Origin of the sequence: Paenibacillus terricola (assembly GCF_014779765.1) — a bacterium.
GTDB classification, from domain to species: Bacteria; Bacillota; Bacilli; order Paenibacillales; family Paenibacillaceae; genus Paenibacillus_T; species Paenibacillus_T terricola.
On record NZ_JACXZA010000001.1, the window covers coordinates 1,471,678 to 1,490,275 of the forward strand.

An 18,598-nucleotide genomic window follows, 5' to 3' on the forward strand; every position below is an offset into this window, starting at 1 on the left:
ACATAACTATATAGTGATGATAAAGAGTTTTACTTAGTACTTTGTTTTAGAGTGAAGGGCAATGAACAACATTTGGACAAATTGAGGTGTTTTGTATTGCAAATAGACTGGCATTATTCCTGGAATGTAGTAGATGCTGCTGCAGGATTGCTAGGTTGGCTCATTGTGCTTGGTCTGGTAATCCGCCAACGCCAGAAGCAAGAGACTGAGCGCCCAATCTGGAAGATACTTCTCGTGACACTCGCCGGCTTTTTGTCGTTATCATTCAAAATCCATTTATTCGGGCAGATCGTAAATATTGCCTTATTGCCGATTGGTCTCTGGGCTGCGTACCTCTTTCTACGAAATCGCTCCTGGCCCCACTATCGTAAATTTGCTTGGATTGGCTTCACGGCAAACTACTTGTTTCTAGCGACAGCTCTGCTTGCTGGATTCATTTATGGTTCCTTATACGACCGCAATGACCCTCCACTTACTTGGCCCATTTGGAGAAAGCGAAGCTTGTTGTCATTCATCCGTCAGCAAGGGAGGCAACCTTCGAGAAAGAGCTGTTCTCGAGGTCGTTGGCAGAGGTAAAGGCATCCGATATGTCGGGTACGCTGGACTGGTACCGTGAATCCAAATTAGAGGACGGCACTCAGTATCAGCATGAACGTTTCCCTTATGCACTGATCGGAGCAGAAGCTCGCTGGGGGAGCGGTCTGCATGCCTCAGCTTACTTGGAAGCTGACGGAAAGGGGTTATTGCTCGCTGCGAAGGATCGATATTACTACTACCGTTCTGAGAAGCTGATGTTGAGAATGGAGGTAAGAGAATGAGAAGAAGAAGATTGGTAATAGTCGTAATCCTTATAATTGCGGCTGCGGTGATCGTCTTCTTCCGTACTTATGACGGCAAGCCGGGTCCGCTTCCGAATGTGGACGAAATTATGGCGGAGTTAAACGAGTTCGACTCTAAAGCCGACGCGGCAGTCGTTCTCAACAATGTTAAGCTGACTGAACAACAAGTTTTTATCCCATTTGTATCTAGTCAAGGTATTCACGGGATGGGATTCCTGAAATGGGAGAAGCGGAAATGGAGCGTGGTCAGAGTTGATATGAGCGGCAGGCCCGAAGTAAGAATCACCGATCATTCCGATCCATCCGGCCGTTATGTGGTATGGAATAATAATCCTCTTGAGAAAGTGAAGGAATTTCGCTTTTACCTTATTCGGGATCGAAATGCCGGTATGTCGAATGGAGTATATTACTATGTACCGCGCGTGCAAATGGAAATGCTCGTCAATGTCACGGAGCATCCTTATGGTGCAATGCCGTTTCCTGATGAATGGGCAGGCATTATGCGTGAGGACGAGAAGCTGAACAAGGCGCCTGCCGCCAATATCATGGATAATCTATTCATGCAGTCTTATTCTCAGCCATCCACGATGTATGTCGGGTACTTTCCCGTCTACGCCAATGACGCACCTCTGCTCGGCAGCTCTTCCAAGAGCGGCGATGAGGATACGGAGTTTCTGATGATTATGAACGAGACGGATTTGGAGAGGCCACAAAGTGATTGATTCACTAGAAACTGCAAACTAAGCGAGTGAAACTATATCTACAATCTACGTGTTTGAAGAGTGTATCATTGAGCTAGCGGGTAACAATACCGTAACAAAGACACCAGGCAGACGGTCAGTAAATGATCGACTGCCGTTGTTCGTTGAAGTATCGGGCAGCATACTTTAAGAACATGCATAATGAATCGTGTCATAGATAACGGCATGCTTAACGATGAACGACGTTGGCTTCAGAGTTGAATAATCACGTTACCCCTTTTACGTTCGGTCTCTACATATTGGTGGGCATCTGGCAGACGCTCCAAAGGATACCGACGATCGATCACGGCATGCAGAGTGCCATTGTTGGTAAGATCCATGAGGAAGTCCAAATTCGATTTGTTTTGCAAAAGCCCGGCGGTTGTAAAAACAGCTCTTTTGCCTTTAAACATAGATGTCCACATCATTTGCATGAGGGTAGACAATCTGGGGGCGGTAGTCAGAAACATGCCCTTGTCGGTAAGCACGCGCCTACAATCTGAGAATGAGCATTTGCCTACAGCATCAAATATGATATCGTAAGCTTTGCCTGCTTTCGTAAAATCTTCCTTCTTGTAGTCAAGGACGAAGTTTGCACCTGCATTTCTTACCAGACCTTCGTTGGCACCCGAGCATACACCGGTTACTTCAGCGCCATAGTATCTGGCCAATTGCACAGCGTAGATACCAACCGAACCTGACGCCCCATAGATTAATATTTTCTGTCCTTCTCGTAAATGTGCCTTATCTCGCAGGAACGTCAATGCGGTGGCGCCACCGTCACAGACACCAACGGCTTCTTCAAAGGTAATGTTGTCCGGTATTACCGCAAGAGGGTTATCAGCGGAGAGACACTTATATTCGGCGAATGCCCCAAAATTTTTGACACTCATCCCCAGGACGCGATCCCCTGGCTTGAAATGCTGTACTTCCTCTCCAACCGCTTCAATAACACCAGCTAGTTCGGTTCCTCCTATTGCAAATTTCGGTCTGGACAATCCGTATAACAGCCTAATCATAAACGGATTGCCCTTGCGAAAAGCGCAGTCCGACGGCCCTACTTTGGCAGCTTTAATACGTATGAGAAGCTCCTTGTTTCCAGGCGACGGTTTCGCAACTTCTTGCATAACAATCACTTCAGGTGAACCATACGATAGTTGAACCATTGCTCTCATTGACTTCATTCCTCCTAACGGTAATTTCACTGCTAAAGCTATTTACAAGAGGCCTCCCCATGCTTGAAAATGGATAGGGAACGTAATGACAGACAACGAGACGAGGGTAAGAGTTAATGGAAGACATTCTGTACAAATACATGTCGAGATGGACTTCTCTTACCAAGGAAGATCAGGAAACCATAGTGAACGAACTACGTGTAGAAAAGTTCGCGAAAGATGAGGTTCTCTTTCAACAAGGAGATACCCCTGCCGCATGTTATTTCATCTTAAAAGGTTGCGTAAGGCAATACTCGATTGATGAGGATGGCAGAGAGGTCACGTCTAATTTCTACACCGAAGAGCAGGCTATTGCGATTTTCAATCACCACAAGCTTGATAATTCTTCCGATTACACTTTTGTTTGCGCAGAAGATTCGATAATGGTCATTGGCGATCTGGATAAAGAAAGGGATATGTACAATAAACACCCTCAATTGGAATCCATGACTCGCAGGATGATGGAGGAGAATTTTAGTCAGGTCCAAGAAGACTTCGCTGCTTTTATCGCTTCTTCACCTGAAGATCGCGTCAAGACACTTCTAATGAAACGCCCCTCTCTTATCAACCGAGTACCGCAACATCAACTGGCCAGTTATCTCGGCATTACACCGGAATCGCTAAGTCGAATAAAGAAGAGAATTCAGTAAGGTCCTAACTGGCTCGAACATCACCATTGTATCCGGGGAATGTTTTCTTTGCATTGACTTAAGTCAATGCAGGAAACTTGATAAACAGAAAGGGCACTCTCCCAAGTGTCCTTTTATGCATAATCAGTCCTCATTACGCTCAAGGGAAACGATAGTTCAAAAAATAAACAAAAACAGGGAGCGAACCGCGGCGGCGTTGCTCCCTGTTTCATTGAAGTAGAGCAGGTAACGAGCGGGATAGTTGAATAGCGGAACTAATCAGGCGGCCTTGCATGCCAAATAATTACAAAAAATGAGGGAGTGATTCTCTTTAGTTCAAAATCCCAGGAGTAGTTTGCTGCCGCGGCAGCTGCTCTTTGTGTCGGAATCCAATGCGGTCAACAAATGGAGGTGCCTCTTTTGAAGAAGTTTCGTGGTAAAAAAAGATACTTCAGAAAACTATGGTCATCGGTTGAGAATTTTCAGGCACATGCTGACGATGATTCTTGGTATGATTATTGGCATAAACATCTCGACTTCTGGGGTTTAGGAAATGACAGTTTAAAAATAAGAAGGGCACACATTAAAGCGCATATCTTACTATATACGAGAATTTTAAAACAACTTGAGCAACTAAATAAGCCGTATCAATCATGGGTATGTATTCATGATGAAGATACGGGAGCAGATGCGGTCTACTTACACACACCAAACCCTAGTGCGGACGATTTTCCAACGAACTTTGATTTTCTTAAATTGGATTGTAAGCTTCCAAATACCTTTTCTGACCTTATTGATACTGCTCAATTCAATGTTGGATATTATGAATCTGAGATTGAACGTGTGTATTACATACAATCAAAAATCTTCAAAGCTCGTGAAGCTACTATATAGAGGTGATCTTGAATGTTATCAATAACCGAAATTCGTGAATTGGCTCTATCGATGCCTGGAGCCGAAGAGGTGGAGCACTGGGGTAAACCCTCTTTTCGAATGAATAACAAGATCTTTGCTGTGATCCAGGACGATAAGAAGACTCTTACCGTAAAAACTACCAAGGAAGAAAGAGCTTTCTATATCCAGAATGACCCTGATAGCTACAGTATCCCGGATACATTCTCCAACCTGAATTATATGCATATCAAACTTGAATCAGCGAAGGATGCTGAAGTGAAGGACTGTATCCGAGATGCATGGGGGTGCGTTGCTCCAAAGAAAATAGCAAAAGCTTTTTTTGAAAACCGCTCGGCTTTATAAGAGACTGTCTTTTCAACACTTAACAATAACAGAACTAAAATAATAAAAATCGTTCGAAGATGGATAATAAGGAAAATCTGAGTTGTCTTTACAACAAGACGGAACAATATCACAAAAATTCGTTCTCATGTAGACACTCCTTTCCGTATCGTTTATAATGGACCCAAGTTAATAGATGTGGCGGAGACAAGGAGAACACGCGAATTAGGCCCTAAGGGTCAGTTCGTCGTTCTCCTTTTTTGTCATATAAGTGAGCCAATCCGTGAGAAGCGGAAGGGGAGGACAACATGAGCTTCCATAACCAGAGCATATTGCCTGCTGCCCGGAAAGTGAAGGATCTAGAAAAGCTTATCAAGCTGTCGTATGAATATATCGTCATATTGGACACTCACATCAGCCAAATTCGGCCGATCGTCGATCTGGCGAAATCGCATGGCAAGAAGCCGATTCTGCACGCGGATCTGATCGAAGGGCTGAAGAATGACGAGTATGCGGCAGAGTACTTATGCCAAGTTGTCAAACCGGCGGGCATCGTATCCACGCGAGCAGGTGTGATTGCAAAGACGAAGCAGAACGGACTGCTTGCCATTCAGAGGCTGTTTCTGCTCGATACGAATGCCCTTGAGAAGAGCTATGCCATGTTCGAACGAACAAAACCGGACTTTATTGAAGTGCTTCCAGGAGTCATACCACATATCATCACCGAGGTAGCGCAGCGGACGGGAGTTCCGATCTTCGCAGGCGGCTTGATCCGAACAGTGCAAGACGTCGAGCAGGCGCTCCAGGCTGGAGCATCAGCAGTGACAACGTCGAACTATGAACTGTGGAAGCATTTTGAGCATACAGGGCGGAAAGGGGAACGCTAACGTGTCTCACAAATACATTATGGCGATCGATCAAGGGACGACGAGCTCTCGGGCTATTATTTTCGATCGGCAGGGTCACATTGTCAGCACGGCGCAGCAGGAAATCAAGCAATATTTTCCACAACCGGGCTGGGTTGAGCATGACGCGAATGAAATATGGGTATCGGTACTCAGTGTTATTGCTGCTTCGCTGTCCAAGGCAGATATTCGTCCCGAGCAGATCGAGGCAATCGGCATTACGAACCAGCGGGAGACGGCAGTAGTATGGGACCGTCATACAAGCCGTCCAATCCATCATGCGATCGTGTGGCAGTCTAGACAGACGCATGACATTTGCGAAGAACTGAAGCGTCAAGGGCACGAACAACGTTTCCATGAGAAAACAGGCCTGTTGATTGATCCTTATTTCTCAGGGACGAAGATCAAATGGCTGCTTGATCATGTTGAAGGAGCCCGTAAGAAAGCGGAGAATGGTGATCTGCTATTCGGTACCATCGATTCATGGCTGGTGTGGAAGTTGACTGGGGGCAAGGTACATGTCACTGACTATTCCAATGCGTCTAGAACGCTTCTCTATAATATTCATGAGCTGACTTGGGATGAGGAATTGCTTGGCATTCTGGACATTCCAGCGTCCATGCTCCCGAAGGTTCGTCCTTCGTCGGAGGTATATGGACAAACGATTGAGCATCACTTCTTCGGATGCAAGGTGCCGATTGCAGGGATCGCGGGAGACCAGCAGGCAGCGCTGTTCGGTCAAGCTTGCTTCGAGAAGGGGATGGCCAAAAACACGTACGGCACAGGCTGCTTCATGCTCATGAACACAGGCGAAGAAGCCGTCCGTTCCGAACATGGTCTGTTAACGACAATCGCCTGGGGAATCGATGGCAAGGTAGAGTATGCGCTGGAGGGCAGCGTATTCGTCGCAGGATCTGCCATCCAATGGCTGCGTGACGGACTTCGGATGTTGAAGCAAACTTCGGATAGCGCGATATATGCGGAGCGAGTAACTTCCGCTGACGGCGTATATGTTGTGCCGGCTTTCGTTGGTATGGGTACCCCTTATTGGGACAGCGATGTACGTGGGGCTGTATTCGGACTCACACGGGGAACGACGAAGGAGCATTTCATACGGGCAACGTTGGAATCGCTCGCTTATCAGAGCAGAGACGTGTTAGAGGTAATGTCCCTCGATTCGGGTCTTCCCATTAAAGGGTTACGGGTAGATGGCGGTGCGGTACGCAATGATTTTCTTATGCAGTTCCAGAGCGACCTTCTTGGAGCGGAGGTCGAACGTCCTGTCGTTAACGAGACGACTGCGCTGGGAGCGGCTTATCTAGCCGGTCTAGCCGTAGGTTATTGGGCGGATAAGCAAGAGATCGCTGAAGGCTGGAAGCTGGATCGAACGTTTATGCCGACAATGCCAGAGAATGAGCGGGAACGGTTATATGCAGGCTGGAAGAAAGCAGTTCATGCTGCTATGGCATTCAAGCCATAGTAGGCTAGGCCGTCTAAAGAGTATCGTATAAAAAATGCATTCATCACTTTCACAAGTTAATATTCGGTAGGAGATCGGGAGAACCACGAAAGTTCCCGCTGCGCTTGCGCGGCGGGATGAATGTGGTTCTTTTTTATATAACATAATACAAATGAGGGATAACAGATGAATAGAAACCTTGCAACGGATCGTAGAAAACGGCTTTCTAATTTGGATAATGAAACTTTTGACGTACTTATTGTCGGTGGTGGGATTACAGGCGCAGGGATTGCACTGGATGCTCGGAAACGGGGCATGTCCACCGCATTGATCGAGATGCAGGATTTCGCAGCTGGAACTTCAAGCCGTTCGACGAAGCTTGTCCATGGCGGACTGCGGTATCTGAAGCAGTTCGAGGTGAAGATGGTTGCCGAAGTCGGCAAGGAGCGCGCCGTTGTCTACGAGAACGGTCCGCATGTGACGACGCCGGAGTGGATGCTGCTGCCGTTCTACAAGGGAGGTACGTTCGGGGCGTTCTCCACGTCGATCGGTCTGCGTGTATACGACTTCCTCGCTGGGGTCAAGCGTGAGGAACGGCGCAAAATGTTAAGCAAAGAAGCGACGCTGGCTAAAGAACCGCTGCTTCGTCGTGATGGCTTGAAGGGCGGCGGTTACTATGTGGAATATAGGACCGATGATGCTCGTCTGACCATCGAGGTCATGAAGAAAGCCGTAGAAGCGGGGGCGCAAGCTGCAAACTATGTGAAGGCGGAGGAGCTTCTCTATGATGGAGGCAAGCTCATTGGGGTCCTCGCCCGAGACTTGATTACAGGGGCAACGTATCGAATCAAGGCGCGCCAGATCGTTAATGCAACAGGCCCTTGGGTAGATACGCTTCGCGAGCTGGATCGTTCGAAACAGGGCAAGACGCTGCGACTTACGAAAGGCGTTCATCTCGTATTCGATGGAAGCCGGTTCCCGCTGCGCCAGGCAATCTACTTTGATACGCCAGACGGACGTATGGTGTTCGCTATTCCGCGCGATGGCAAAACGTACGTCGGCACCACGGATACGGATTATAAAGGAGACACCGTTCATCCGCGCATGAGCGAAGAGGATCGGGATTATATACTGGGTGCTGCGAATGGCATGTTCCCAGACCTGAATCTGACGGCGGAGGATGTGGAGTCCAGCTGGGCAGGATTACGACCTCTGATTTACGAAGAGGGCAAATCTCCGTCGGAAGTATCCAGACGTGACGAGATTTTTGTGTCCCCTTCCGGACTCATTACAATCGCGGGCGGCAAATTGACTGGCTATCGCAAAATGGCTGAAACGGTAACCGACCTACTGGCAACCAAGCTTCATGAATCCAATGGCAGAACGTTTAAACCATGCAGCACGAAGACGCTGCCGATATCCGGAGGCGATGTAGGCGGATCTCGCCAATTCCTCTCGTTCGTCAATCGAATGACTACGGCAGGTGTAAATCTCGGCCTGACGAAGGAGTTGTCCGAGAAGCTTGCCCGCCGTTATGGTTCGAACGTAAATGTTATTCATGATTTGATTCAGAGTGCGAAGGGGAAAGCGAATTCGTCTGATCTTCCGCTTGATCTGCGGGCGGAGCTGCTATATGCAATTGAAGAGGAGATGGCCGTCAAACCCGTCGATTTCCTCATGCGGAGAACAGGGGCTATTCTGTTCGATATCGAGTGGGCAAGACAATGGAAAGCAGCTGTGATCGAATTCATGGCTGAATATCTGGCATATTCCGATGAGCAGAAGCAAGAGTATGCGCAAGAGGTAGAGCAAGAACTGGCCGCAGCATCCAAGGCAAGCGAATCGCAAAGGATTTAAGTAAATGATGTCGGAACGATTCGATTGACAGCATCAACGAATACGTGTTATTTTCGCAATAGGAATATAAAGGCAATGTAACCTTAGGGTTCAACCTCGCTGAGAAGTGTGGGGTTGGGCCCTTTTTGCATTCCAAACCCAAGGAGGAATCGTGATGAAGAGAACAGAATCGCTGCTTCAACGGCTCAATGAAATTGGGAGGACGCTTGAGCGCAAAGGGGGAGCGTTTGTATTACTAGGTGTAGGTTCTGTAGGGATCGAAATGGAACGATTAGATGAATATTCGGATTTGGATTTCTTTGTCATTGTGAAACCAGGGGAGAAGAGCAGATATATCGATCAATTGGATTGGCTCGAAGAGACTCACCCGCTTGCCTACTCGTTTAAGAATACGGATGATGGTTACAAAATATTGTTCGAGGACGGTATTTACGGCGAATATGCTGTGTTTGAAGAATGGGAGTTGGCGAACGTCTCCTATAAAGGGGGACGAATCGTATGGAAGGATCCGGTGTATGGTCAATTCATACCCGCTAACTCATCCAATCCAATTATTAGTGTAAGAAAGGATTCATTGGACTTTCCACTGAACGAAGCTTTGACGAATCTATACGTAGGTCTGGGTCGCTTTGCACGTGGTGAGCGTCTATCAGCAATGAGATTTGTTCAAAGCTACGCGATCGACAGTATTCTATCCGTTCTCCACCTGTTGGAGCAAGAAGTGGATTACTATCCTGACCCATTCGGGAATGAGAGACGGTTAGAGAAGCGATTTCCACGTTTTGCGACACGCATCAGTGGGATGATGCAGGGGTATGATCGTGTTCCCGAGTCCGCGCTGTGCATATTAAATTACCTGGAAGAAGTGTATCCGGTTAATCGAAGGTTAAGTGAAGAAATACGGGGATTGGCGGCAAATCTAGAGATTTAAAAAAAGGAGGATAATTTAACCATTTAAAGAATAAATTAAAGATCTTTATATGCTTAATCGTAGTAAGTGATGGACCAAAATTTATTTCTAATGGGGAATGAAACTAATGGGAGAACTATTCAATAGTGAAATTACACCCTGGCAATATGTGGAGGATCTTGATGCAAAGGAGCCGTCGAAATGCAAAAACCATTATTTGACCCCATGCAGCATCCGTATTGGATTCCACCCCAAACGGCAGAGTGGCACGCCAATGTGGCGCTTGAAAGTGGAGTTTATAAATACCCATGGAAATCCGTGTTTGATGAACCGAGAGCAGAAACCATTTTCGCAGACAAAATCTCTGCTTTTCTCAATGAGGATACGCGAGTATTAGACGTCGGGTGCGGTCATGGCGAATTCACGATGACTTTTGCTGATAAAACCCAAGAAGTTATTGGTATCGACGTCGTTCCTGCGTACATATCGACTGCAAATGGAAATGCCAGTCAATCTACTCGATTTCTTGTTGTAGATGCTGACGGGAAGATGCCGTTTCTTGATGATACTTTTGATGTCATCTATACGAAGAAAGGTCCATGGCTATTTCACAGAGGGTTAGATGAGGGACATCGGATCTTAAAGCCTGGCGGAATTGTGCTCGGTTTATATCACTGTGGTACGGATGGTGGACTTAGACGATTATTTCCAGGATTGTACACACCACTTCCAGACAATTACCTAGCCGATATTCAGTCTCGATATGATAGACAACTTTCTGAGAGCAATCTGAAGAGGATAGACCTCCAAATCTTTGAAGAGGTTGAATTTCTGTCGAGCCCTGAGGATGTATTGATTAAGAAATGTTTTGGTCAGAAGGAATCGCTGAAGAAGATTGTATGGGATGAATGCTTAAGAGAAGTGGAAGACATATTTGCCCGGCATTCCACTCCGAAAGGGCTGCGAGTCGTGAACTATCATGCATTAATGATCGGACAGGCGGATGAAATGAAAGGAGGATCCGTGTGAACGCATATGAAGAGGTATGTCATTGGGAAAAGACGGAGGCCGTGCAAACATTACGCAGATGTGGTCTTGCAAACGGGATGACAGCTATGGATCTTGGCTGTGGTCTTGCTCATTATACAATCCCCGCCGCTATAGCTGTAGGAGTGGAAGGTCGCGTCATTGCCGTGGATAAAGACAAGAAACCGCTCAAAGCAGCCCATCAACGCATCCAGGATGCTGAGTTGTCTAATGTTGAAGTACTGTGCGCCAATCATTTGGACCTAGCTCATATTCCAGACAGCAGCATCGATTTCATAATGATCTACGATATGATTCATACGAACGCAAGGGTCGAGATGTATCCTGTAATAAAACGATTGCTTAAGCCTAGCGGAATATTATCTTTTCTAGCCTTTGGGGAGATTCGTATTCGCAAGAATCCACAAGGTGTTTTGGTGAAGTCTGACAATGGTAAGAATATTACAGATTCATTCGACGATGCATTGAATCAATTGCGCGGTGAAATTGAATCGTTCGAATTCGAACCTCACTCGATTATAGAGAATGAAGGAGTGCATTTTGATCACTTTCATAGTCCCTATCATTGGAAGAGGTATGGCGAAGTTCGACTGCATTCACTCGAACGTGGGAACATACATAATTACTTGAATGTGAAGGAAGTACGAGTTTGAAAGGAGCAATCATGTTCTTTCTACAAATGTCTGGATTCCCTGGCTCGGGGAAATCAACGCTCGCCAGGGAAATAGCGAAGATCACGAAAGCCGTTATTATAGACCATGATATTGTGAAATCAGGCTTAATAGAGGGACTGGAGCTAGAGGGAGTCCACGATGTAGATCCCAAACGTGCAGGCGGAGCTGCCTACCATTTGGAATGGTCATTAGTCGATTTCTATCTCTCTCAAGGACATAACGTTATTCTGGATAGTCCATGTTTGTATGATGTTCTGGTTGAGAAAGGTACCGGATTGGCACTGAAACATGATGCAAATTATAAGTATGTGGAGTGTATTTTGAACGATATTCATGAACTCAACAATAGGTTGACCAAGCGTGAACGAATGATGACCCAGATTGGTCCGGTTGATATACCTGAAGAAAGATGGCAGGAAGTCATCAATCGTGCGAAGAAGCCAGCCCATCTGCCATGTATGAAAGTGGACACTTCGCAGCCTTTGGATGATTACCTCGGCGCTGTTATAGCTTACATCAATAAACCCGATCATAATGACCGGGTAGGGTAATGCAATTTAGGCAAAGTGATCCTCGGACTATTTCTGCACATTTGGTTTCCCTTGATCGTTCGGATCGTTGGAACGAGACGGGTTGCTTTTCGGCTTGTGTTTATTAGGATTTGTTTTTGTGCTCATATGATGGATCACCTCCTGTATTTATCCTGCAATCAGTATTTCACCGAACTGATATCCTTATTAGAATGAATTTGTAGTTCGTAAGCATGCATGAAATTTGGCGAGCTTAATATTTATTGAACTGAGTTTGCGATCTCGGGATGGATTTTTAACAGGGTATGAACAAGTCTAAGGTGCGGGTAAGGTTCCAAAGGTAGATTTAGCGGAAGGTTGTGCTCGACGATCGCTTTCCCGCCGTTCTCTAGGAAATGCCCAAGGGATAAATTGCCCGACGTAATTGTTGCAATTTCAGTCGGGGTGAGAAGCAATAGACCTTTTGTTTCGGCTGCTGGTCGTGGAGTATCATGGGAGTATGCCAAATAGATCGGTGTGACATAGCGGCTATCCTTACGTTTCCCAACAAGAATAGGTTGAACGTCATCTACTTGCCAGCCTATTTTCTTCAAAGAAGGTTGGTCCGATGATTCAAACCAGTATGTAGCTGGTGGTTTAAGCGCTGTTAATGCAATGGATGCTTCTTCGAACACCTCACGTGAGGCACATTCCCATCCTGTTTCGCCATTTTCTCTGCGCCCGCCTAATCTAACGACACCCAGAGTTGTTCCTTTCTTTGTAGGGCCCACTTGAAATGGGAAAAGTCCGTCAAATTCACATAAACTCCAGCCGTAATAATCGCATCGTGCACCAACTCATATTATACCCTCCTTTTTGATGCAAACTCTTTGTGATGAAGGAAACAATATCACTATTACAATTAACCGCTTTTCCATTGTTTGAATTGGATGCACTAATCTCTATTCTGGTAATTCATCGAAACAGAGGTTTGAAATTATGACTAATAAGATTGTATTGCGATTGCTCGCAGTAAGCTTCATTCTGCTCCTTAGTTCCTGCAGTTTAGGTATACAGAGTAATTCAGGTACTAACGAGCGATTGCCAGCAGGATACACGATGGCGAATATTGAGAGCGCGATCGATGAGTGCATAAATTACATAATGTGGTCTAATCCGAATCAAGATTATTCTCGAACGGAAGATTCGGCGCCTTATATCGGACAACAGGTTTCAGCTGAAGTGAGAGTATACACGGACTCTTCTGGCGATCGTAAAGTATACGTACAATCAAACATAGACATCTGGAATAATGCATTGTTCCAATTTAAACGATTGGATGGAAGCGTATATTGCACAGGTCATACGACTCCGGCAAAGCGATCTTGGCCAACAGGTGATTACGATGTAATTGATACTTTTTGGCTTCAAGTACAGCCCTCTCGAGATCCCCATTTTGGAAATTCGCCAGATAAAGACCGTATGATCGAGTCGATGGAGATCAAATTAACGGCAGATTGCCAAGACTACTTAGCAGGTTCGGACTGGGCATTATGGGTAGATACGGATTTTTACCTAGTGGACTTCTTTGAGTATGAAGCGACTGCTACAATCTGGGCTGTCCGTAACAATGGGGATGCTTATCTTAAAGGGTTAATAGCTGAATTAGATCCAATAAGAAACGAATATACAGCTACAAGCTTGAAAGGATATGGTGTGGAGAATATCTTAAATAACAATGACGCTGATAGAGTGCAATTTGATATTCAAACACGGAATGCAATCAAGCACTATCAATGCACGGAATCCGGATTAAAGTCGATATGACCTGTACCTACTGATTAATTTGAGGAGGTTTGCTTAGATGAAATTGCGTGAATTGACAGCACTAATTCCTAATGCGGTAATTCAAGGAGATACAGAGATCGAGATTACTGGTGTTTCTAATCATTCGCAGCGTGTGAAGCCCGGTGATCTATTCGTGTGTATTTCCGAGATCCCTGGTTACCAGGAAGATCGGCACCCTTACGCTCTTAACGCTGTTCAAGCGGGAGCGGCTGCTGTTGTTGCCGAACGACCTATAGAAGTCGATGTTCCAATGATTCTTGTGAAGAATTCGCGGCATGCGCTCGCGGTACTTTCAGCGCATTTCCACCGATACCCGAGCAGTGAACTGAAGTTGATTGGAGTTACAGGCACGAACGGCAAAACAACGACAGCCCACATGATCGAAGCGATTCTGCGGCACGCCGGAAACATCGCGGGCCTGATGGGGAATATAGGGACGAGAATCGGAGACACGACTTTCACAACGGACATCAATACGCAGGAACCGCCAGTACTGCAGGCGAATCTCAGACGAATGGTTGATGCGAACTGTACATATGCCGTAATGGAAGTGACATCGCAGGGAATTGATGCCGGTCGGGTGCTGGGCTGTGATTTTCGGACTGCGGTATTTACGAACATTACACAGGATCATCTGGACTATCACGGAACGATGGATAATTATATTGCGGCTAAGGGGCATTTCTTCTCTCGACTTGGCAATCGGTTCTCTGCCGATCCTAATGCTTGCAAGTTTGCGGTATTAAATGCGGATGATCAAGCGTCGGCCGTTTTCAAGCAACTGACCGCGGCTCATATCCTTACGTACGGTATCCAAACAGACGCAGATGTGAAGGCAGAGGATATTCGTATGACTGCACAGGGTACGGCATTCCGTGCTGTCACTTATAAAGGAACTATTGAAATGCAGATGGCTATGGTAGGAACGTTTAACGTTTATAATGCACTTGCAGCAATTACGACTGCGCTTGCAGAGGGTTTGACTCTGGAAACGATTCGCGATGGCCTCGCTTCGCTGCCTGGCGTTCCAGGACGCTTAGAGATTGTAGACGAGGGTCAGCCATTTCTTGTGCTCGTTGATTACGCCCATACACCAGATGGGTTGGATAATGTGCTTCGGGCAGTAAAGGCATTCGCCGAGAACAAAATAATTACAGTGTTCGGATGCGGAGGCGATCGCGACCGGACGAAACGACCGATCATGGGCGGCATCTCGGCTGAATATAGCGACTATGTGATTGTAACTTCCGATAATCCTCGTTCAGAGGATCCGACGCGTATTTTATCCGACATCGAGGAAGGACTGCGAGAGAAATTATATCCGTCAGATCAGTATGTATTAATCGAGAACCGTGCTGCAGCAATCTTGCATGCAATCACAATGGCGACTCCGGGGGACGTCGTCGTAATCGCGGGTAAAGGACATGAGACGTACCAGATTACGACAGATGAAACGATTCATTTTGACGATCGTGAGGTTGCGAGGGAAGCAATTCGGGAGAGAAACGGTTCGACTAATTAGTCGAATCTGTTGTGTAAAAAAGATAGATTGAGTCTGGATTGACATCAAAACTATAATGAGCTTACGGAGATTCATTGACACCTCCATGGTTTGTGTACCCTACTTCATATGGGAGTGAATACAGCATGAAATACAGAATCGCATTTATATTCATTCTGGCGGTTATCGCTATCACGGGCTGTACCGAGCAGTCCGATATGGCCGATGATAAAGCGACTGCTTTTAGTGAGAAGGTCGATTTAGAAGAGAAGATAGCTAGTGGCGGGATGCAAACGAAGTACTCTCTTAAATACGAGCTTACAGCAACTATTAGCCTGAGAAAAGACGAAGATGCCGATCGAATTGTCTATGAATATTTTATAAAAAAATCAAAGAACCAATGAAAAACATTGTGATGTCTTTCTCGCTGGATAAATGGATGCAGCAACATTTACTTACAAGCGATGTGTTTACGACAAATGCAATCAACGAAGCACCCGTAAATTTAATACCTGGTCAAGAGCCACTCGGAATAAGTTTAGCCCGTGCATTCGTACTCGATAAACAGAAGATCAATGTCAGTATGGAACGAATTTATACAACGATGAATGTCAAACTAACCTATACGGATAACGAAGGAAGAAAGTCGGAATACTATCAGATACAAGCTGTGCCTTCTAAGGAACTACAAGAGTATATTGCTCTAAAGTGATTGGATGAGAAAGCCGTGGGAAATTCCCCGGCTTTTTGTTGTAGAAGATAAAATTAGGGTGGTGAAAAGTTTACTTAGCGTCTTGAATTTGGTTTGACGTCAAACTATAATGAGCGTATGGAAACCAGAGACGCGATTTCATTGATTTCGAATATTAGAGAGAAAGTTAACCGGTTTATTGTCGCCGAGATGGTGAAGCGCGGAGTAGACGGTATTGGTACTTCGCATGGCGATATTTTTTATTCGCTATTTAAGTCCACTAGGCTCACGATGGCTGATATTGCGAAGCGAATCAAGAAGGATAAATCTACAGTCACGGCGCTTGTTGAGAAGTTGGTTCGGCTCGGCTATGTGACGAAAGAAAGGGATATTGAAGATACTAGAGTTGTTTATGTTGCTTTGACCGACAAGGGGCAGGAGTTGGAACCAATCTTTGAACAGATATCCCAAGAAGTGTTAAACCTGTTCTACATGAACATTACGGAAACAGAGAAGGAAAGTCTGCTGCAAATTCTTAAAAAGATTCATGTTAACTTTTAATTTTTTTAACCATATAGTTTGATATCAAACCAAATATCAAGGAGTGAATAACATGAGAGATTTCGTAAAAGAATTGCCTATCCACACAGAGAAGTATGTTGGCGACAATGATTTGTTTCTAGAGATCTATGAAGGGGAGAAACTCTTGCAAGCTGCGGAAAAAAGGCCGCCATTGCTCTTGGTTCACGGTGCTTACACAGGCAGTTGGATGTGGAGCAAATACATTCCTCACTTTATCCGTGAAGGATGGAAATGTTATGTCATGAACATGAGAAGTCACTATAAAAGTAGGCTAATGGATATGACGAACATTACATTCGAGGACTATCTGGAGGATGTTAAAGAGATTATTGAAGAGTGCGGGAGTCCACCGATTATGATCGGATTCAGCATGGGAGGGATCCTAAGCGAGAAGCTGGCAGAAACCGTTGAGATTGCAGGGCTCGTGTTAATCGATTCTGTCATTAGCCGGGAAGTGTATGAAGCTGTTCCTTACCACCAAGCAGGCCAATTGTTCCAAGGACTAGTCGCACCTGCTCCTGCCCGTGAAGAACTTACAACCATTGATGAATCGGAAGAGGACATAGCATTCCAACGAAAGTATCTGGCGATGGAGTCAGCTAAGGCGTTTAATGCTTTTATCCTCACACCGGAAAGTAAAGGGATATCGATCGACAGCAGTTTGATTACTTGTCCATGTCTTGATGTCAATGCGGTGAACTGTGAAGATGACGATCGTAGAGGTAGAGTGACAGCCGAGCACCTCCGTGCTGAATACAAAGGGCTCTGGCATACCACTCATACTGGTGTTCTAATCGGTCAGAGATATGAGGAAGCAGTAGGTACGATTCTGAAATGGTTAGAAAGCTTCTAATAGATGTTTACCCGTTTCCGTATTGAGCGAGATATTGCGGATAAGCTCGAAGATGGATCGATTTAGCCTTGTTTTGAAATGCTTCCCGGTGCTCCGGTACCCGCTCAGCTTCGATATAATCGGCGAGTACATCAATAACCTCATCAAGCAGCTTTGCCCGAAAATATAGCTCTAACCGTTCCAAGGTTGCCGCATCTGATCCTGTGAGATTCTTCTCCCTCCATATTGACCATGATTCGTCATGCTTATAAGGCCATAACAATACGGAGTAATCCATTGCTGCATCGCCTTGACCCGAGATGTCGTCCCAGTCGATGATACGGAATCCGTCGCGTCCATACGCCAGAACATTATTACCGTTTAAGTCATTGTGAACCACATCAATAGCAGGCAGAAGAAATGCAGGAGTCTGCCGAACGATTGCATTCAATCTTGCGATCTCATCTCCGAACCATGCAATCATCTCGTCCGAGACAAAATCTCTAAGTAATTCACGAGATTCTCGTATTCCTTCAAGATCCTCCGTGAGCCGATTAATGTACTCTTCCTCGAATGCGTCCGCATATGTAACCGAATTGACTGTAGGCAGCATGGAGCGGAGTTGATCGTCATGGTGGAGTTTTGCTATGGTCTCTAGTATTCTGGGCAGCACGGCTTCAGGGTTTTCAGTATTCTCAAGTGGAGTCGCATCCTTAATATATTCAAAAACAAGGCCATACGAATATCCCGGCACTACTTCGTGATCAATCGCCTGAACTAGCTTAGGCGCTGTATAGTGATCTGTTAAGTAGCTGCTGACGTCCGCCCATTGCTGAAGCCGAGCGGCTTTATAGGGTGGAGCCAGCTTGACGTAAAGCTGTTTATCCTCATCCGATAAACGGAGGGATAAGTTACTGAAGCCTCCAGGGTTTAGAATGTAAGATACTCTGATCTTTTCACGGTTTAAGCCAAGGGTATCGGCGTTATCCGATGCCCATTGTTCTATCAGTTGTTCTGCTAACTTAATATCCATGCTTTTCATAGCCTCCATTGCTTGAAATGAATCGTTTATTACATAGGTGGGCTTGTTCAGTTTAAAGAAGAAATTCCATATTTTATTATGTA

Annotated in this window: 21 protein-coding genes; 18 read left to right on the top strand and 3 right to left on the bottom strand. The window is 45.7% G+C overall.

What is annotated here, in order from left to right; genetic code table 11:
- The first annotated feature begins 476 nt into the window (after positions 1–476).
- Both H8B09_RS06540 and H8B09_RS06545 read left to right on the top strand, forming a co-directional pair.
- On the top strand, positions 477–818 hold the full coding sequence (locus H8B09_RS06540) for a hypothetical protein (protein WP_191202596.1): 342 nt from the start codon (positions 477–479) through the stop codon (positions 816–818).
- A complete protein-coding gene (locus H8B09_RS06545; protein WP_191202597.1) occupies positions 815–1,561 on the top strand; it encodes a hypothetical protein in 747 nt (248 codons plus the stop codon). The genes H8B09_RS06540 and H8B09_RS06545 overlap by 4 nt, the downstream gene beginning before the upstream one ends.
- Positions 1,562–1,791: 230 nt before the next feature.
- Here H8B09_RS06545 and H8B09_RS06550 read toward each other — a convergent pair whose 3' ends face one another.
- Positions 1,792–2,754: an NAD(P)-dependent alcohol dehydrogenase gene (locus H8B09_RS06550; RefSeq protein ID WP_191202598.1), complete on the bottom strand. Its 963-nt coding sequence runs from the start codon at positions 2,752–2,754 to the stop codon at positions 1,792–1,794.
- 116 nt (positions 2,755–2,870) lie between these two features.
- Here H8B09_RS06550 and H8B09_RS06555 point away from each other — a divergent pair, with 116 nt between their 5' ends.
- The 10 genes from H8B09_RS06555 (at position 2,871) to H8B09_RS06600 (ending at position 12,061) form a co-directional block, all read left to right on the top strand.
- Complete coding sequence (locus tag H8B09_RS06555; protein ID WP_191202599.1) at positions 2,871–3,443, top strand: Crp/Fnr family transcriptional regulator; 573 nt, start codon at positions 2,871–2,873, stop codon at positions 3,441–3,443.
- A gap of 399 nt (positions 3,444–3,842) precedes the next feature.
- Positions 3,843–4,316: a hypothetical protein gene (locus H8B09_RS06560; RefSeq protein WP_191202600.1), complete on the top strand. Its 474-nt coding sequence runs from the start codon at positions 3,843–3,845 to the stop codon at positions 4,314–4,316.
- A gap of 12 nt (positions 4,317–4,328) precedes the next feature.
- Positions 4,329–4,679, top strand: a complete 351-nt coding sequence (locus H8B09_RS06565) for an MmcQ/YjbR family DNA-binding protein (protein WP_191202601.1) — start codon at positions 4,329–4,331, stop codon at positions 4,677–4,679.
- Positions 4,680–4,966: 287 nt separating this feature from the next.
- The gene (locus H8B09_RS06570; RefSeq protein WP_191202602.1) at positions 4,967–5,545 is read left to right on the top strand and encodes a glycerol-3-phosphate responsive antiterminator; all 579 of its coding nucleotides are present in this window, start codon (positions 4,967–4,969) and stop codon (positions 5,543–5,545) included.
- A gap of 1 nt (position 5,546) precedes the next feature.
- Entirely contained in the window at positions 5,547–7,043 is a 1,497-nt protein-coding gene (gene glpK / locus H8B09_RS06575) for a glycerol kinase GlpK (RefSeq protein ID WP_318152543.1), read from the top strand.
- Between the two features lie 165 nt (positions 7,044–7,208).
- On the top strand, positions 7,209–8,879 hold the full coding sequence (locus H8B09_RS06580; RefSeq protein ID WP_191202604.1) for a glycerol-3-phosphate dehydrogenase/oxidase: 1,671 nt from the start codon (positions 7,209–7,211) through the stop codon (positions 8,877–8,879).
- Positions 8,880–9,033: 154 nt separating this feature from the next.
- Positions 9,034–9,810, top strand: coding sequence for a hypothetical protein (locus H8B09_RS06585; protein WP_191202605.1), 777 nt, complete (start codon positions 9,034–9,036; stop codon positions 9,808–9,810).
- Between the two features lie 180 nt (positions 9,811–9,990).
- Complete coding sequence (locus tag H8B09_RS06590) at positions 9,991–10,818, top strand: class I SAM-dependent methyltransferase (protein WP_191202606.1); 828 nt, start codon at positions 9,991–9,993, stop codon at positions 10,816–10,818.
- Complete coding sequence (locus H8B09_RS06595) at positions 10,815–11,489, top strand: class I SAM-dependent methyltransferase (RefSeq protein ID WP_191202607.1); 675 nt, start codon at positions 10,815–10,817, stop codon at positions 11,487–11,489. The genes H8B09_RS06590 and H8B09_RS06595 overlap by 4 nt, the downstream gene beginning before the upstream one ends.
- A gap of 11 nt (positions 11,490–11,500) precedes the next feature.
- Positions 11,501–12,061: a P-loop nucleotide/nucleoside kinase family protein gene (locus H8B09_RS06600; RefSeq protein WP_191202842.1), complete on the top strand. Its 561-nt coding sequence runs from the start codon at positions 11,501–11,503 to the stop codon at positions 12,059–12,061.
- A gap of 239 nt (positions 12,062–12,300) precedes the next feature.
- Here H8B09_RS06600 and H8B09_RS06605 read toward each other — a convergent pair whose 3' ends face one another.
- Positions 12,301–12,714, bottom strand: coding sequence for a hypothetical protein (locus tag H8B09_RS06605; RefSeq protein ID WP_502572608.1), 414 nt, complete (start codon positions 12,712–12,714; stop codon positions 12,301–12,303).
- Between the two features lie 424 nt (positions 12,715–13,138).
- Between H8B09_RS06605 and H8B09_RS06610 the strand changes: the two genes are divergently transcribed.
- From H8B09_RS06610 to H8B09_RS06635, 6 genes are all read left to right on the top strand, one after another.
- Positions 13,139–13,846 carry a hypothetical protein gene (locus tag H8B09_RS06610; protein ID WP_191202609.1) on the top strand — a complete coding sequence of 236 codons (708 nt, stop codon included), beginning with the start codon at positions 13,139–13,141 and terminating at the stop codon, positions 13,844–13,846.
- 37 nt (positions 13,847–13,883) lie between these two features.
- Complete coding sequence (locus tag H8B09_RS06615) at positions 13,884–15,389, top strand: UDP-N-acetylmuramoyl-L-alanyl-D-glutamate--2,6-diaminopimelate ligase (RefSeq protein WP_191202610.1); 1,506 nt, start codon at positions 13,884–13,886, stop codon at positions 15,387–15,389.
- Positions 15,390–15,514: 125 nt separating this feature from the next.
- Entirely contained in the window at positions 15,515–15,772 is a 258-nt protein-coding gene (locus H8B09_RS06620; protein WP_191202611.1) for a hypothetical protein, read from the top strand.
- Positions 15,769–16,080, top strand: a complete 312-nt coding sequence (locus tag H8B09_RS06625; protein ID WP_191202612.1) for a hypothetical protein — start codon at positions 15,769–15,771, stop codon at positions 16,078–16,080. The genes H8B09_RS06620 and H8B09_RS06625 overlap by 4 nt, the downstream gene beginning before the upstream one ends.
- A gap of 117 nt (positions 16,081–16,197) precedes the next feature.
- Positions 16,198–16,620, top strand: a complete 423-nt coding sequence (locus H8B09_RS06630; protein WP_191202613.1) for a MarR family winged helix-turn-helix transcriptional regulator — start codon at positions 16,198–16,200, stop codon at positions 16,618–16,620.
- Between the two features lie 52 nt (positions 16,621–16,672).
- A complete protein-coding gene (locus H8B09_RS06635) occupies positions 16,673–17,494 on the top strand; it encodes an alpha/beta fold hydrolase (RefSeq protein WP_191202614.1) in 822 nt (273 codons plus the stop codon).
- A gap of 7 nt (positions 17,495–17,501) precedes the next feature.
- On the opposite strand, the gene H8B09_RS06640 is transcribed toward H8B09_RS06635, so the two are convergent.
- Positions 17,502–18,515 carry an aminoglycoside phosphotransferase family protein gene (locus H8B09_RS06640; RefSeq protein WP_224753281.1) on the bottom strand — a complete coding sequence of 338 codons (1,014 nt, stop codon included), beginning with the start codon at positions 18,513–18,515 and terminating at the stop codon, positions 17,502–17,504.
- Between the last annotated feature and the right edge of the window lie 83 nt (positions 18,516–18,598).